The sequence below is a fragment of the Gemmatimonadota bacterium genome (genome assembly GCA_040388535.1).
Lineage (GTDB): Bacteria > Gemmatimonadota > Gemmatimonadetes > Gemmatimonadales > GWC2-71-9 > Palsa-1233.
On the sequence record JAZKBR010000002.1, the window covers coordinates 637,636 to 654,008 of the forward strand.

Annotated in this window: 13 protein-coding genes; 4 read left to right on the forward strand and 9 right to left on the reverse strand. The window is 65.9% G+C overall.

Annotated elements, in window-relative coordinates; all coding sequences use genetic code 11:
* The first annotated feature begins 59 nt into the window (after positions 1-59).
* Both V4558_06420 and V4558_06425 read left to right on the forward strand, forming a co-directional pair.
* Positions 60-1,985, forward strand: coding sequence for a serine/threonine-protein kinase (locus V4558_06420; GenBank protein MES2305120.1), 1,926 nt, complete (start codon positions 60-62; stop codon positions 1,983-1,985).
* 101 nt (positions 1,986-2,086) lie between these two features.
* Complete coding sequence (locus V4558_06425) at positions 2,087-3,838, forward strand: serine/threonine-protein kinase (protein MES2305121.1); 1,752 nt, start codon at positions 2,087-2,089, stop codon at positions 3,836-3,838.
* A 177-nt stretch (positions 3,839-4,015) separates the two neighbouring features.
* On the opposite strand, the gene V4558_06430 is transcribed toward V4558_06425, so the two are convergent.
* On the reverse strand, positions 4,016-4,999 hold the full coding sequence (locus V4558_06430; GenBank protein MES2305122.1) for a deoxyhypusine synthase family protein: 984 nt from the start codon (positions 4,997-4,999) through the stop codon (positions 4,016-4,018).
* A 105-nt stretch (positions 5,000-5,104) separates the two neighbouring features.
* On the opposite strand from V4558_06430, the gene V4558_06435 reads away from it, so the two are divergent.
* Complete coding sequence (locus V4558_06435) at positions 5,105-6,289, forward strand: THUMP domain-containing protein (GenBank protein ID MES2305123.1); 1,185 nt, start codon at positions 5,105-5,107, stop codon at positions 6,287-6,289.
* A gap of 20 nt (positions 6,290-6,309) precedes the next feature.
* On the opposite strand, the gene V4558_06440 is transcribed toward V4558_06435, so the two are convergent.
* From V4558_06440 to V4558_06470, 7 genes are all read right to left on the reverse strand, one after another.
* The gene (locus tag V4558_06440) at positions 6,310-7,269 is read right to left on the reverse strand and encodes a kelch repeat-containing protein (protein MES2305124.1); all 960 of its coding nucleotides are present in this window, start codon (positions 7,267-7,269) and stop codon (positions 6,310-6,312) included.
* Positions 7,266-8,279 carry a hypothetical protein gene (locus V4558_06445; protein ID MES2305125.1) on the reverse strand — a complete coding sequence of 338 codons (1,014 nt, stop codon included), beginning with the start codon at positions 8,277-8,279 and terminating at the stop codon, positions 7,266-7,268. The genes V4558_06440 and V4558_06445 overlap by 4 nt, the downstream gene beginning before the upstream one ends.
* A gap of 63 nt (positions 8,280-8,342) precedes the next feature.
* Positions 8,343-9,353: an EamA family transporter gene (locus tag V4558_06450; protein ID MES2305126.1), complete on the reverse strand. Its 1,011-nt coding sequence runs from the start codon at positions 9,351-9,353 to the stop codon at positions 8,343-8,345.
* Entirely contained in the window at positions 9,257-10,180 is a 924-nt protein-coding gene (locus V4558_06455; protein MES2305127.1) for a hypothetical protein, read from the reverse strand. The genes V4558_06450 and V4558_06455 overlap by 97 nt, the downstream gene beginning before the upstream one ends.
* 46 nt (positions 10,181-10,226) lie before the next feature.
* Entirely contained in the window at positions 10,227-10,358 is a 132-nt protein-coding gene (locus V4558_06460) for a hypothetical protein (GenBank protein MES2305128.1), read from the reverse strand.
* Positions 10,359-10,492: 134 nt separating this feature from the next.
* On the reverse strand, positions 10,493-13,300 hold the full coding sequence (locus tag V4558_06465) for an insulinase family protein (protein MES2305129.1): 2,808 nt from the start codon (positions 13,298-13,300) through the stop codon (positions 10,493-10,495).
* A gap of 48 nt (positions 13,301-13,348) precedes the next feature.
* The gene (locus V4558_06470) at positions 13,349-14,137 is read right to left on the reverse strand and encodes a metallophosphoesterase (GenBank protein ID MES2305130.1); all 789 of its coding nucleotides are present in this window, start codon (positions 14,135-14,137) and stop codon (positions 13,349-13,351) included.
* Between the two features lie 211 nt (positions 14,138-14,348).
* Between V4558_06470 and V4558_06475 the strand changes: the two genes are divergently transcribed.
* Entirely contained in the window at positions 14,349-14,861 is a 513-nt protein-coding gene (locus V4558_06475) for a hypothetical protein (protein MES2305131.1), read from the forward strand.
* A 100-nt stretch (positions 14,862-14,961) separates the two neighbouring features.
* Here V4558_06475 and V4558_06480 read toward each other — a convergent pair whose 3' ends face one another.
* Positions 14,962-16,269, reverse strand: coding sequence for a hypothetical protein (locus V4558_06480; protein MES2305132.1), 1,308 nt, complete (start codon positions 16,267-16,269; stop codon positions 14,962-14,964).
* Positions 16,270-16,373 lie beyond the last annotated feature (104 nt).

A 16,373-nucleotide genomic window follows, 5' to 3' on the forward strand; every position in this document is an offset into this window, starting at 1 on the left:
TTGTCTGGACCGAACACATTGCAGGATCACAACCAACCTGGCGACCACCCGGATTCCTGGTGACTGACAAGCTTCTCGACGACCTCAAGCTCGCCCTCGGCGATGCCTACAGCATAGAGCGCGAACTCCTCGGGGGCGGGATGAGTCGCGTCTTCGTCGCGATGGAGCACGCGCTTGGTCGCGAAGTCGTCATCAAGGTCCTGCCACTCGAGCTCGCGGCCGGCGTCAATCGCGAACGATTCCGTCGTGAAGTGCAACTCGCGGCCCGGCTCTCGCATCCTTATATCGTGCCGTTGCTGCACGCGGGCGAACACGGCGAACTGCTCTGGTTCACGATGCCGTTCATTCCCGGCGAGTCGCTGCGCACGCGCCTCGAACGCACCGGTCCGCTCAGCGTTCCCGAGACCCTGCGCCTGCTCCACGACACAGTTGAAGCGCTGGCGTATGCCCACTCCCGTGGCGTCATCCATCGCGACATCAAGCCCGGCAACATCCTCTCCGATGGTCATCACGCGATGGTCACCGATTTTGGTGTGGCCAAGGCGCTCTCGGCGTCGATGCCGATGGGCCCGATTGCCGGACATACGACGTCTGGCATGGCGATCGGCACACCGGCCTACATGGCGCCGGAGCAGCTTGCGGCGGATCCGTCTGCCGATCATCGCGTCGACATCTATGCGGTCGGCCTGCTCGCCTACGAACTGCTGACCGGTGCGAGCCCCTTCGCGGCCGCATCGCCGACGGCAACGATGACCGCCCAGCTCACACGCACGCCCGACTTGCTGCATCTGCAGCGACCGGAAGTGCCGCCCGCGCTCTCGGCGCTGGTGCAGCGTTGCCTCGCCAAGGACCAGGAAAATCGCCCGGTCGATGCGAAGAGCGTGCTGACAGATCTCGACAAGATCTCCGGTGCGATCGCGGCCGACGCGCATCGCTCCACCTCGGGTGAGACGGCGGCGCGGGCGCTGGTCCCGGCATCGCCGTGGCCGTTGCTGCTGGCCACCGGCGCCGTCATCTCGCTGGTTGCGGGTGGTGTCTGGTATGCGCAACGTGGCACGCCACCAGCAGCGCCAGGACGCGTGGACACGCTCACGGTGCTTGCCCCGCGCGACACCGGCGCGAGTGGCGCGCCGCTGCAGTCGCCGGCCTCCAAGCCATTGACCCACGCGGACTCGTTGCGCATCGCGCAGGCACTGCGCGCCGAACTCGAGCAGCTGGATCCCAAGTACAAGACGAGAGCGGTGACGACCGAGGCGCCGAGCGCCGAGATTTCGCTCGAGCGGCAGCTGGCCACCACCGACTCGCTGGTACGGATCCGGATCGCGGAGTTCTCCTCGCAGGCGACGTTGCGGCGCATTCCGGGCGTGGGCGATGCCATTGCGAGTGTCGGTCCTTCGGTCGCAGGCGGGGTTGGTGTCGGCGGCAAGCCCACGACCGGCGCCCCCAGTGCGCCAACGGTGTTCGTGACCGGCCCGCGTCGGGTGATGGTGGTGATGTCACCGCCGCGCGGAAGTCCCGATCCGGCGCTGCTCGCCCTCAACGAGGCGGCAATGCGCGAATTCGCCAAGCGCATTTCCGCGAGTGGTGGCTGGGATGTCATCACGCCGGAGCGGGTACAGGGGATGCGGGAGAGCGATTTCAGTGGTGCGGAAGCGCTGGTGACGGTCGGGCTCGCGCACACGCAGTCTTCGGCAGACTCGACCTACCTCCGCATCGGGATCCGGACCCTTACCCCGGGCTCGTCGTTCGGGTACCGGGTGGTCACGAGCAACGCGGTACTCAACCCCACCAATCTCGATCCATTCCGGTCGTGGATGGCGCAGGCGCTCGAGGTGATGCGCGACCTCAGGAACCTGCCGTCAGGCGCTACATGGCAGCTGGATATGGGCCGCTTCCGTGACAGCATCGGCCGCTTCACCAGCCGGCCCCGTCGCGACTCGACGTTCCGTCGACCACCCCAGAGCCCAGAGCCGCCGCAGCCGTAAGACCGACGGGGAAGGGGGAAGGGGGGAGGGGGAAGGGAGGGCCCCGAAACAGCCAGGGGTTGCCGCCGTAGGGACCCCTCACGTTTCATTCTGGAATCCCAATGGCCTCGGAATCGGTGTCCCCAGAGTTTCTCGCCCTCCAGACCGCCGTCGCCGGTCGCTATTCGCTGGTCCGTGAGCTGGGTCGGGGCGGTATGGGGGTCGTCTTTCTGGCCCGCGAAGTCGCCCTCGACCGACTGGTCGCCGTCAAGCTGCTTCCTCCCGCCCTCGCTGCCAACGCCTCGCTCCGGGATCGCTTTCTCCGCGAGGCGCGCACCGCCGCTCAACTTTCACATCCTCACATCGTGCCGATTCACGCGGTCGAGTCGCAGGAAGCGCTGGTCTTCTTCGTGATGGCTTACGTCGAGGGCGAAACGCTTGGCGAGCGGCTCCATGCACACGGGGCGTTGCCGATGGCCGAAGCGCTGCGAGTGACACAGGAAGTGAGCTGGGCCATCGCGCACGCGCACGCGCGCGGCGTGATCCATCGCGACATCAAGCCCGACAATATTCTGCTCGAAGAGGGAGGCGACCGCGCCGTCGTGACCGACTTCGGCATCGCTGCGGTGGGCGAGGGCGATACCCCGGCCGGCACGGCCGTCGGCACAATGCACTACATGAGTCCGGAACAGGCGCTCGGTGGTTCGCCCGATGTGCGTGCGGATGTCTATGCGCTGGGTGTCACCGCGTTCACGGCGCTCGCGGGCCGGCGACCCTTCGAGGGCGCCGAAGGACGCGCGCTGCTGGCGCAGCAGGCAGGAAGTGACGCGCCGTCAATCCGGACGCTGGTTCCAGCACTGGCCGTGGCATCCGCAGCGGTCATCGATCGGGCGATCGCCCGGGACCCGACTTCACGCTGGGCCACGGTCGAGGAGTTTGCATCAGCGCTGCACGCCGCACGCGCACTGGAGCCGCAGCTTCCGGTGTCGCTCCGCAAATTCGCACATGAGGCCGTTGAGTATAGCGACCGGATGACCGCGGTTGCCGGTGGCGCCGGCAGCGCCGCGGCCGCGGCGTTGATGATCGACATGGTGGTCCGGCACGACTTCCTCGGCATCGCCACCACGCTCTTCACGGTCGTCGCAGCGCTCGGAGCCGGAATGGCGGTGATCCTGCTTGTGCTGCAGGCGACCGCAATCCGGCAACTGGCAAAGTCGGGCTACTCGCGCGAGGCCGCACTGCGAGCCGTCCGGCAGCTCGATGGTGAACTTGAAGAGATGTCTCGAGTTCCCACGGGCCGGCTCGGAGGATTGTGGGACCGACCCGTTGCCGTGAACGGCCTCGGTGTAACCGCAACGCTCCTCGGCATCGTCGGCACAGTGAAAGTCAATGACTGGTTCGCCATCATTTTCATATTGTTGGCGCTGATTGCTCCGGTGGTGACGGTCCGCCGACTGGTGCAGCTCCACGGTGTGAAGGGATCGTGGTGGGGTCGCTTCCTCGGGACGCGGGTGGGACGCTGGTTCTGGGGTGGCGCAACGCTCGGGCAAGGCCGCGTGCGCCAACTCCCCTCCTCGGGCGAACCGACGGCGCTGGCCCTCGGCGGCGCGATCCACGAGCTCTACGACGCGCTGCCCTCCGCCGAACAGAGCCTACTGGCTGAGGTTCCCGGGCTGATTGATCGCCTCTCGGCGCGCGCGCTCGACGTGGCTGATTCGCATCGCATCGACGCGATCATGGGCCTCGAGACGTTGCGACTCGACCTGATGAAACTGCGCGCCGGCCAGATCGCCGCGAACAGCATTACCGAAGGGATCGAGGCACTGAAGCACGTGGGGCGGAAGGTGGATGCCTTGCTAGAGACTAGAGACTAGAGACTAGAGACTAGAGACTAGAGGAGAAGGGAGAAGGGGGAAGGGAGAAGGGAGAAGGGAGAAGGGAGAGTGGAGAAAGCGAGAGGTCCTTCGACTTCGCCCGCTTCGCGGGCTCCGCTCAGGATGACAACCGCTCCTCCCTTCTCCCTTCTCCCTTCCCCCTTCCCCCTTCTCCTCTTACCAGTTGAGGATCAACGCAAACATCAGCGGCGCCACGATGCTGGCGTCGCTTTCCACGATGAACTTGGGCGTGTCGATGGCGAGCTTGCCCCAGGTGATCTTCTCGTTCGGCACGGCGCCGGAGTAGGAGCCGTAGCTGGTGGTGCTGTCCGAGATCTGGCAGAAGTAGCCCCAGACCGGAATGTCATCGCGCTGCAAGTCCTGGTGCAGCATCGGAACAACACAGATCGGGAAGTCGCCCGCAATCCCGCCACCGATCTGGAAGAAGCCGATGCCGCCCGGGACATTGCTGTTCTTCGTGTACCAGTCGGCGAGCACCATCATGTACTCAATGCCGGTGCGCACAGTGTGGACGTTCTTCACATCACCCGAGATGACGTGGCCCGCGAACATGTTGCCGAGAGTGGAGTCTTCCCAGCCGGGAACCACGATCGGCAGGTTCTTCTCGCAAGCCGCCAGCAGCCAGGAGTCCTTCGGGTCGATCTGGTAGTACTGCTTGAGCTTGCCGCTGCGCAGCACCCGATAGAAGAACTCGTGCGGGAAGTAGCGCTCGCCGGCCTTGTCGGCCGCAACCCACTCATCGAGCACCGCTGTCTCGAGCCGGCGCATCGCTTCCATCTCGGGAATACAGGTGTCGGTGACACGGTTCATGTGACGATCGAGCAGCTTCTGCTCATCTGCCGGTGTGAGGTCGCGATAGTTGGGGACGCGCTCGTAGTAGTCGTGCGCCACCAGGTTGAAGATGTCTTCCTCGAGGTTTGCGCCGGTGCAGGTGATGATCTGCACCTTGTCCTGCCGGATCATCTCGGCGAGGGAGAGGCCGAGTTCGGCGGTGCTCATCGCACCGGCGAGGGTGATCATCATCTTGCCGCCACCGTCGAGGTGGGCGGTATATGCGGTCGACGCGTCGACCAGAGCCGCCGCGTTGAAGTGGCGGTAGTGATGGCGAACGAACTGTGAAATCGGGCCCGACTGGGACACTGCGCCTCCCCACGTGATCTGCTGTCGCTGCACTGGTGGGCCCGCTGGTCGGGCCGTCACGAAAATACCCGCCCCGCCGCCCCGCGCCACCCGTTACGTTCCGGCGTGCCTCTTCCCGAACGTCTTTCCTGCTGGGCGATGACCGCGCCCGGCGTCGAGCTGCTGACAGCGGCCGAACTCGTGCGTCTGGGCCTCACGCCGGGCGCCTCTGAGCCGGGCGGGGTGGAGTTCACCGCCAGCGCGGCCGAACTCGCCCGGGCGCTGCTCTGGTTGCGGACCGCCAACCGGATCACCGTGCGACTTGCCGAGTTCCGGGCGACTTCGTTTGCCGAACTGGAGAAGCACGCCAAGCGAGTGGCATGGGGAGATGTCGTGACGCCGGGCGGGGCGGTGCATTTCCGGGTGACCTCGAAGAAATCGAAGCTCTACCATCAGGACGGCATTGCCGAACGACTCGAACGGAGCGTCGCGGGAGCAGTGGCGGGCGTGACGGCGATTCGCGCGCCGTCGGTGGCCGAGGAACTCGAGGATGACGTTGCTGCCCTGCCGGAGGTGCAGCGGGTGATCGTCCGGGTCTTCCGGGATCAGGTCACCCTCTCGGCCGACGCTTCCGGTGCGCTGCTCTACCTGCGCGGCTGGCGTCAGGCGGTCGCGAAGGCGCCACTGCGCGAAACGCTGGCGGCCACCCTCATTGCCGCGAGCGGGTGGAGCGGCGAGGAATCGCCGCGCGGTCCGCTGATGGATCCGTTCTGTGGTTCGGGGACGATTCCGATCGAGGCAGCGCTGCTGGCACGCCGGATGGCGCCAGGGCGCGGTCGGCGCTTCGCGGCCGAATCGTGGCCCGGCATCGGCACCACGGCGACCGGGCGGGCCGCGATCTGGAGTGCCGAGCGTGCGCACGCCAAAGCACTCGAGCTGCCACTGTCTCGCGTGGTGATCGCGGGATACGATCGCGATGCCGGCGCCATCGCCGCTGCCATCGCCAACGCCGAGCGTGCGGGGGTGTCGGCGGACGTGAGCTTCTCACGGCAATCACTGTCGCAACTGCCAACCGACGACGGTGAAGGGTGGCTGGTGACCAATCCACCGTACGGCGCGCGGATCGGTGAACGGACAGCGTTGCGCGATCTCTACGCCACGCTCGGTCGGGTGATGGCGGAGCGGCGGCCGGGGTGGCATCTCACGATGTTGAGCGCCGACCGGATGCTTGATGCGCAGTTGCGGTTGCCGTTGCACGAGGCGCTGCGGACGACCAACGGTGGGATTCCGGTGCGGGTGGTGAGGTCCTGAGGCGAACAGGGTGACGCCGATTATTTCGGCGTGAGCAGCGACCACCCTCGCGCGCCGAGCCGGAAGAGATCGCTCGATGGCTGGTCGTCGAAGCCACCGAAGAGCAACAGCGAACCCGCACGTGAATCGAGGGCCATGACCGGGAAGCGGCGACGCGGACCATCGATCGGCAGTCGACGCCAGGTCGTGCCGTCGTAGCCCCAGGTCTCGTTACCGTGTTCGCCACCGGGTCCCATCCCGCCGTAGAGGACGATCACTCGCCGCGCAGGATCCCAGTGCATCGCGTGATGATTTCTGCCACCGGGTCCCCGCACCCGGATCTCACGCCAGGTGGTGCCGTCCCATTCCCAGGTGTCATCGAGTGCGGAAGCCTCAGGATCGAGCACCGCGGCGCCGCCATACAACACGACGCGGCCGCGAACCGGATCGAATGCCATCGCATGCAGGGTGCGCGCCGACGGGCCGTCGGTCGCTCGGCGTGACCACTGCGCACCATTCCATTCCCAGGTGTCATTGAGCAGTCCGGCGGTGCCGGCGCCTCCGAAGAGGACCACTCGGGATCGCTTGCTGTCCCACGTCATCGCGAAGACGGATCGTGCCGGTGGGCCAGCGGTGACGATCTCTCGCCACTGCTCGCCGTCACGTAGCCAGGTATCGCCGAGCGGTCCGGTGGTGCGGGTATCGCCACCGAAGAGGACGAGCTGATGCCGGGAGGAGTCGTATACCATCGCGGGCCCGTTCCGTCCGCTCGGCCCTGGCCTGGTCGAACGGCTCCAGCGATCGCCGGCAAACTCCCAGGTGTCGCCACTATATCCGCCGCGCAGGAAGCCGCCGAAGATGACGAGACCCCGTGCAGGGTCGAAGGCGCCGGCAGCAGAGTAGGCGTGTGGCGGCGCGCCCTCGGTCTGGGCCAGCGCAGCAGGAGCGTGTGCGACGGCCGTCAGCAGAAACAGGGAGACGGTGACCTTGCTTCGCATCATCGGGGAATGATTCTCTGCCATCGATGCCCATCCCATTCCCAGGTGTCGCTCATCAACTCGCCGTTGCTGCTCCCGCCGTAGAGTACGGTGACGCCGCGCGCCGCATCGTAGGCCATGGCGTGGAGTGAGCGCGGTCCCGGTGTTGGTCCGGTGAGAGGAATTTCCGTCCAGTGCTCGCCATCCCATTGCCACATGTCGCCGTGTTCCTCCGACATCCCGGCTCGGCCGCCGCTGTTCCCGCCGTAGAGGAGCACGACACCGGCACGTCGGTCGAACGTCATGGCGTGACGATTGCGCGGCGACGGGCCAGTCACCGCTCGCTGTAGCCACGACTGCCCGTTCCACACCCAGGTGTCCCCGAACGATGGCTGGGGCTGACCTTCAGCGGGTGAGAGTCCGACCCCGCCGAAGAGCAGGACGACCTTGTGCTTGCTGTCGTACGCCATCGCGGTGACCGCGCGGCCCGGTGGGCCGGCGGTGGCAACCTGCCGCCAGTTGATGCCGTTCCAGCTCCAGCTATTACTCGGCCACGCAGGTCCGCTGCGATCGTCGCCCCCGAACATCAGAGTGACTCCGCGTGCTTCGTCATAGGCCATCGCGAAGTGTCCCCGAGGCCGCGGTGTGCTGTCGCTTCCGGCACGCCAGCGGGCGCCATCCCACTCCCACGTGTCGTTGCGCAGGCCGCCCTGCTTGCCGACCCAGCCACCCCAGAGCATGAGTCGATCACGTTGGGTGTCGTAGACCGCGGCACTCGCGCTGCGTGCGGTGGGACCTGCGCCGGGAAGTCGGGACCACACCGCGCCGTCCCAGCTCCAGAGTTCCGTGGAGTCGGGCATCTGCGGCGAGGCGTAGCCGTCGACGAGGATGACTCGACGAAGCTGGTCGTGATAGATGAGCGAATGAGTGATGCGGGGACCCGGCGTGGAATCGCGCTGTGCTGCTGCAGGAGCTGCTCCCGCAGCGAGCAGCGCAACAAGCGCGGTTCGGTACCATCGTGTGGCTGGGGACATGCGACAATTCTACGGGTGCAGCAGGGGCTGGTTTCGGGCAGATACGCGGTGTGTACTCGCTGTTTACCTGTCGGCCGAATGCGTGTCTGCTGCCCCGGTGGCGGTGGCTCCACCAGTCACCACCAGCACCACCGCTGGCACCAGCAACGCCGTCGCGGCCACGACACGGCCGCCAATCCGTTCACCGGCAAAGAGGGCGCCGAGGCCGAGTGCCACGATGGGATTGATGTAGGTGTAACTCGCCACCGCGGTCGCGTCGACGTGGGACATGAGCCACTGGAAGACGGTGTAGGCGAGCATCGATCCGAAAACGGTGAGGTAGCTCCACGCCAGCACGGAGCGCAGCGACACGGCGTGCGGGTCGAACGCGCTGATCTCCCCGAGCAGGGTCCCGGCCGTGAGCGCAATCAATCCGCCAGCGAGCATCTGCGCCCCGCTGCTCATCAGCAGGTCGGGCGCGTGCGGCCAGTCGCGACCATACGTTGCTCCCACACCCCAGGCGATCATCGCGATCGCGATGAGCACGAGTCGCGGCACATCGTGCACGGCGGTGAGGGTGGCGCTTCCGAGCAGGATGAGACCGATGGTGCCGAGTGCGAGTCCCCCGATGCGACGATTGCCAAGCGGCACACCGGTGCGCTGGCGGGTGAAGAGCGCGATCAGCAGCGGCGACCCGGCAGCGAAGAGCGCCACGACGCCGGAGGGAATACGCTCTTCGACGTAGACAATGAGGGCGTTGCTCAGCGTCACCAGGCAGAAACCAACACCTGCCGCCCCGAGCCACTCGCGCTGTGTCGGCAGACGCGTTCCGCGGCTCCAGGCCCAGAGCAGCATGGCGCTGCCGGCGATCGTGAATCGTGCTCCTGCCAGGAGAAAGGGTGGCAGGGTCTCGACCGCGATCCGGATGCCGAGGTAGGTGGAGCCCCAGACGACGTAGAGTGTCAGGAACGCCAGCAGGATCGCGGTGCGCTGCGGCTTTATGGGCGCACTCCCCGCGGCGGCGCCATCACCTTGTGGAAGAGACAGGGCTCGTCGGCATACACCGGCGGGAACTTCCAGCGGGTACCATCCCAGCGAATCATTCCGCTCGACGTGATGATCTCGTCGATGCCATCCTTGTCGGCGTCGACGGTGCCGTAAATGTCGACGTTGCCGCTGCTGCGGGCGATCGGATTGCCCCAGCCATCGATGATCCAGGTGCCGGTGGTGTTCGGTGTGCCGTCGGCGTAATCGTCGCGGAGCCAGGCCGAGTAGACGGCGAGGTTGTAGCCGCCAGGGCCGCGGACGCCGAAGAGCTGCTTCTTGCGGAAGCCGGCGTCGAGTGAATCGGAGTAGAACGAGTAGAAGAGAAAGCCCGCAGCGCGTTCGGTTTTCGGATTGATCGCCGTCTTGTACCGCGCGAATGCCGAGTCGGCCCAGCGCCGGTAGGAGCTGAACCCACCAGCGCGCGCGAGTGGTGGTGGGGTGCGCTGCGTCGGCATTCCGTGGGCGCCGGGGATCACGACGGCGAATGCCGAGGTGGCCGGAGCATTGAGATCGAAGAGCCAGCCTGGGTGCGCCTTCTCGTCACATGCGGCTCGCCACGACAGCGGCGGATCGAAGCGTTGCCGCGAGGCGATGGTGGCCTGCTTCGCGCGCGAGAGGGTGGCGCCGTTGTCGAAGAGAAAGAGCGTGACGGTGTCGCCGACCGATCCGATGGGCATTTGGCCGAGGGAGTCGAACTGCGCGGCGACCGGTCGGCGCGGTGCCCGGGCGGGGAGCTGCTTGACCTGCCCGCCAGCGATGCCCCAGTCGGCGGTGCGTTCGGGCATCGGGTCGGGGCGGGGCCGCACCTGGGCGGCAAGCGCTGGCGCAACAGTGGCAAGCAACAGGGCGACGAGCAGGTTGGGACGATGCGTCATCAGGTGTCTCCTTTGACTCCAAGCAGTTGTTCACTCCAGATCCGGCTCAGGCGCCAGCGAGTCGCTTCGGGGAGACCGCGGTCTCCGCTTTCAAAGTATCGGCCGCACCGGGCGCCAGCGCCGCATCGATCGCGTGCTCGAGCAGCGACGCGGGGAGCGGTGACGGGGCATGGCTCAAGTTAAACCGATCTTACGGCCGACCGTTGCTCGCGCCGCGCCTGGCGCAGCGCAGATCTCGCCCCCACTCGAACCCCCAGGCTTCCGTCGGTCCGATGATCTGCGCCGCGCAGGGCGCGGCGCCAGCACAATTCGCTACGGTACCGGCTTGTTTTCCGGCAGCAGCACAAAGCGGGCGACGCGGGTCGGGTCGAGATACTTCCGGGCCGCGTCCTGCACGATCGCGGGGGTCAGCGCGTCGAGGCGCGCACCCCAGCCGAGGATCTCCTCGAGCGGCGCGCCCTTTTCGGTGTGGTCCCCAATCATTCCTGACCACCAGAAATTGGTCTTGACGTCGACCTCGGTGCTGCGCCGCGCCTGTTCGACATACTTGTGGAGCTCGTCGCCGGTCGGACCATCGGCGCGGAGCGCCGTGATCACGTCGAACGCGGCGGCCCAGAGTGTGTCGGCCTGAGCCGGCGTCGAGGTGAAGGAAATCACCGTCTGGTACTGCTGCTTCGGGATGGCGGTGACGTTGGTGTTGACCTGCACGCCATAGGTCGCTCCCATCGCCTCGCGCAACTTCTCCAGCAATCGCGTCTGCAGGATCTCCCCGACCGCATCGGCCGCGAGCTCCTCGGCGGAGGTTGTGACTTCGGCCTTGCCCGTGAAGAAGACAACCTGGGTGCTGACCGGTTCCTTCCCCTTGTGAATCAGTTTGGTGATCTGCCCCGCGGGCGGCCCGACCGAGCGATCGCGCCACTTCTCGTGACGACCCTTGGCTGGCAGGCCGCCGATCCAGCGTTCAACCAGCGGACGCAGCGAGTCGAGGTTCACGTTACCGACGATGGTGAAGGTCCAGTCGCTGAAATCGGCAAAGCGTTCCTTGTAGATCGCGAGGGCACGATTGACGTCAAGCGTCTCGAAGCGGGCGAGGGTCATCGGCTGCGACCGCGGTGAGTTCATTCCCATCGTGAGAGTCACAGTGTCCGAGAACGCGGTCGCGGGCTGGAGGTCGCGATTGGCGAGTGCGGTCCGGACCTGGCTCCGGAATGCCGCCACGGCCGCAGAGTCGAGCCGTGGCGCAGTGACCGTGAGGTAGAGGAGTTCGAAGAAGGTCGCGAGGTCCTTCGGGGCGGTGAGGCCACCGAGTTCCTGCGTCGTTTCCGAGATGATGGGAAAGGTGACGGCGACCTTGCCCGCCATCCGTCGGCGAAGCGAGGGCGCATCGAACTGGCCATAGCCGCTCTGCTGCACGATCGCAGTCGCCAGCATCCCGTTGATGAGGTCCTTGTCCTCGAGGAGCGAGAGGCCGCCCGGCGCACTGCCGCCCACGACGATCTGGTCGGCCTTGAAATCGGTGGGCTTCACCAGCACACGCGCACCATTCGAGAGCCGCCATTCGGTGATGCCCAGCGTCGGATGCTGGCGGGTGCTCACGATGCGTCCGGGAGTCGGCTGCACCGGGACGAGTGGGCCGGCAACGGTGGTCTCGGTCCACGGCGCGACGGTCGCAGTGTCGGTGCGATCAAGGATGGCGAGCAGCTGTTCGCGGGTCGGCATTGCCGCCGCGGATTTCTCGGGCGCGCGGACGGCCAGGAAGCGATCGGTTCCGCGTGCGCTGCCGCGAATCGTTGCGTTCACTTCATCGCGCGTGATGGAAGGCAACAGGCGCTGCGCGAGTTCGAGGCGAGTGCGGGCGGAGACCACGGTGTTGCCGTTGAGGAAGGCATCAACCAGCTGGTTGACGAAGGAGCCGGAAAACTGCTTGTCCTGTTCGGCGGCTGACTGCTCGCGTCCGCGCAGCAGCGAGGCCTTGGCCCGTTCGAGTTCGGCCGGGAGCACGCCGTGCGCGTCGAGACGTCGACGCTCGGTGAGCACTGCCTCGAAGGCTTCCTTGCTCTTCCCTTCCTTCGCGTTCACCGTGAGCGCGAACACTTCGATATCTCTCACCAGGCGCGATGGGCCGAAGAAGGCGCCGACGAACGGCGCATCCGGCTTCCGCGCGAGATCGGAGAGGCGCTGCCCGGCGATGCTGGAGACCAGCGAACTCACCAGCTGGCGACGCTCATCGGACTCGAGACGCCAGGCGGGAAGGCTCGGTCGCCGAACCAGCAATTGAATCGACTCGCTGGTGAGCTCCGGATCAGTTGCGATCGAGAAGCGCGTGCCGGCGACTTCCGGCACCGGCGCGTCGATCCGCGGCCGAGGAGATGCGGGCGAACGAAGCGCGCTGAAGCGATCGCGGATGAGGGCCTCGAGTTGCGCGACAGGGACATCGCCCACGGCGACCACGGCCATCAGGTCGGGGCGATACCAGTCGCGATAGAAGCGACGGATCGGCGACGGCTCCGCGTGGCCGATCGTGGCCGTGTCACCGATCGGGAGCCGCTCGGCGTAGCGGGATCCGGCAAAGAGGAGCGGGAACTCCTTGTCGCGCAGGCGCGAGCCGACGCCCAGCCCGCTGCGCCACTCGCCGAGAACTACACCGCGCTCGTTCACGACTTCGCTGGAGTCGAAACGGACGCCGGTCGCCCAGTCCTGCAGGATGTCGAACGCACGCTCCACAATTGCCGGCTTGTCGCTCGGCACCGGCAGGATGTAGACGGTCTCATCGAAGGAAGTGGAGGCGTTGAGGTCGGCGCCGAATCGCACGCCGATGGATTCGAGATATTGCACCAGGTCGTTCTTCGCGAAACGAGTGGTGCCGTTGAATGCCATGTGCTCGACGAAGTGGGCCAGTCCCTTCTGGTCGTCATCCTCGAGGACCGATCCCGCGCGGACCACGAGGCGCAATTCGAGTCGGGCAGCCGGCGTGGCGTTCTGCTTGATATAGTAGTGCAGGCCGTTGGGGAGAACGCCGGCGTGCACAGTCGTGTCGGCGATGAGTGCCGGGCTCTGCGCGGAGAGTGATGTGGCGGCGAAGAGCGCGAAGGAGGCGAGAATCCACAGGGGGCGAGGCATGGTGGCTCGATGGGCGATGGGCGATGGGCGATAGACTCGGCCGGAAATCTAGAGCGTGGTCACTCCTGGTGCGCCGTACCGCGCACGAGCAACCCGCACGCGAAGGTTCGGGAGGATCGCGGCGCTCGCCTCCACGTGGGTGTGACCACAGAGCACGGTGAGATCGTGCTCAGGGTGTCCCGCGGCGAATCGGCGGAGCACACTCCCGGTCGCACCGCAGACCAGCAGCGGTTGCCAGGCCGGAGATGCCAACCGGCCGCGGGTCGGCAGCGCTTCCGGGAACGGCGGCACGTGGGTCGCCACAAGGATTCGGTTCGCCACGGCCGCCGCGCGTTCGAGCAGCGTCTGGAGCCGGGCGGCGTCGGCATCGGCCAGGGCGCGTTTCACGAAGAGTTTGGCGCGTCGCGAGTCGTGCACCGCGAGCTCGGCGATCAGCCGGTCGTCATTGAGCACGAGCGGAGTATTGAGGGGATCGCCGAACCGCCCATCGGCCCAGCCATCGACGCCGACCAACGCCGTGCCGGATGCCAGTGTCACAACTCCAGCAGGTGGCAGCCACTGGATATCGGGTCGTTGTTCGGCGAGTGCGGTCGCGCGGTCGCGGACCTCGCCCACCCCCGCACCATAGTGATCGTGGTTGCCCAGGAGATAATAGACCGGGCAGCCAGCGGCGCCGGCAATGGCGGTGAGGTCGTCAACGAAGCGCGAGGCGAGGGAGATGTCGCCGGTGAGAACAAGGGTTTCGCCGTGCTGCTCCTGCAATGCGGCGAGAAATCCCTGGCGCGCTTCCGGACCGGCGTGGTCGAGATGGATGTCGGTGGCCCACAACGTCGGCATTCCGGAAGCTAGCGGACGCACCGGTCGGGCGATCATCTTCAACTGGGGTCAGGAGTTACAATCCCGACTCGAATGATCGGATATACTGGTTGTCAAGGCTGGCAGGATTGCAACCAAATCACCAAATTGAGCGTCATTACCGCTGTTGTTTCAGAATGAATGTGACTGTTCCAATCCCGCAGGCCGTACCAACTCACTCCGGAGGCAACGCATGAAGGCTGCAACTCTTCGTGGACTCATGGTGGGCGCCACCATGGCGCTCGGTTTCGCTGTTCTCGCACCGAACAAGGCAGAGGCGCAGGGCATGCAGTTCGGTGTGGCTGCGTCGTACGCGGATAGTTGGGATTTCGGCGTTGGCGCTTTCGGCAAGTTCCACCTCGCTGACGTGAGCAACCGGGCGATCGGTGGCCGGATCGGCTTCGACTACTTCTTCCCGGGCAACAACCTGAAGGCCTGGTCGCTCAATGGCGATGCGCTGCTCAACATCGCGACCAATGATGCCTCGATGAAGCCGTACGTCGGCGCTGGTGTCGGCTACCGCCACTTCAGCTACGACAGCGACTACTGCGGCCTTCTGAACATCGATTGCAGCTCGAGCGACGTCGGCCTCAACCTGATCGGCGGCCTGAACTTCGGCAAGTCGAAGATGATGCCGTTCGTCGAAGCGAAGCTCGAAGTGGGCAACGGCAGCCAGTTCGTGGCCAAGGCCGGCATTCACTTCTAGTCGCCGGCGCGTCAGCGACGATCACCAGCGCTGACGATGACGTGCGAAGGGCCCGGGAGCATTGCTCCCGGGCCCTTCGTGCATCCGGACGCGCCGACGCTCAGAAGAAGAACATCTCGCCATCACCGCTGCTGCCGAGCCGCGGGTTGACGACGTTGTTGAAGACCGACCCGAAGGTGTAGCTGAGCGAGAAGTAGCCGTTGGCCCGGTAGCTGGTGCGCTGCTGCCGGAGGCGGAGGAGGACCTCTTCGTCGGTCGCGTCGCCCTTGGGCAGTGTGACCTGGTCGCGCACGCGCGAATACGACGCGTTGTAGGAGAACTGCAACCCCTTCACGAGTCGCACCGACATTCCCCCGAAGACCGACATCCGGTTCTTGTGAAAGTCCTTCAGGTAATTCGACCCGGAAATGCCGATGTTGGCATTGCCCCAGGGCGCGCGCGCAGCGTAGGAAAGCGAAAGCGATTGCGACGCCAGCGTTTCCTCGTTCTTGTCGTACACCGTCAACTCGGTGTACTTGTAGCGATTCAGGCCGAGGCTGTACGCGGCCACCAGCCGACGGCGGGTGTATTCCGAGTACTTGAAGAAGTCATACTCGACCGTGGGCGAGACGCTGAGGGAGAGATCGACGTTCTGTTGGGAGGATGAGTATCCGCTGAAGGTGGCACCGGCGGAGAGATGCGGTCCGAGCGAGCGAACCATCAATCCGTTGCCGTAGTAGCTATGGCTGTTGGCGGTGAAGATATCGCCGTCGCCGAAATCGTATCGCGAGCTGCTGGTGTTGCCGGAGAAGCCCAGGGAGAACTTCCATTTCTCCGTGGTACGACGCGCGGAGAAATTGCCGCTCCAGTCGCTCGATTTCGATTGTGACTCGCCACTGAAAAAGCCATTCGCCCCGACGCTGAAGACCCAGAAATTCCACGGGTCGTGCGCGGCCTTGGTGGGTCCTGCGCCCCGCGGCGGCTGATAGGCCAGCGTCATGTTCTTCGCATAGGGCGTTCGCAGCACGTAGCGCGCGAGTCCGAGCTTGAGCACCCGGGTGTATTCGCGGCGCTGGTCGTCGCTGCTGGCGCCCTGGGCCGTGGTGTAGCGCACTTCGTCATCGACGCCGGCGAATTCCCTGAGGCCGATGAACTTGAAGGTCACCTCCTGGCCACCCGACCCGGTACCCAGCGACGTCGAAATCACGTGCACCTGGGCGGCAGTGCGGTCGCGGACGTAGTTGACCCAGTTCAGCTCGGTACGGAGATAGTCGAAATCGCAGCCGGATGAGGCGCAGTCGAGGAAGAGGCGCAGCTGTTCAGTGGAATCGGGCCGGGCTGTACGGGGTGGTGGGCCTTCCTGCGCCTGCAGGCCGGACACACTCAGGAGGAGGGCGCACGCGAGGAGGGCGCGGCGGACGGGGGTCATGGAGCCTCGGGGTAGGCCGGTACGAAACGAAATGGAATGGGGAGCGATCACCAGATGGCGTTCCACCGGGGAAAGTTTCGACTCCCAGGCGTCGAGATCGAATT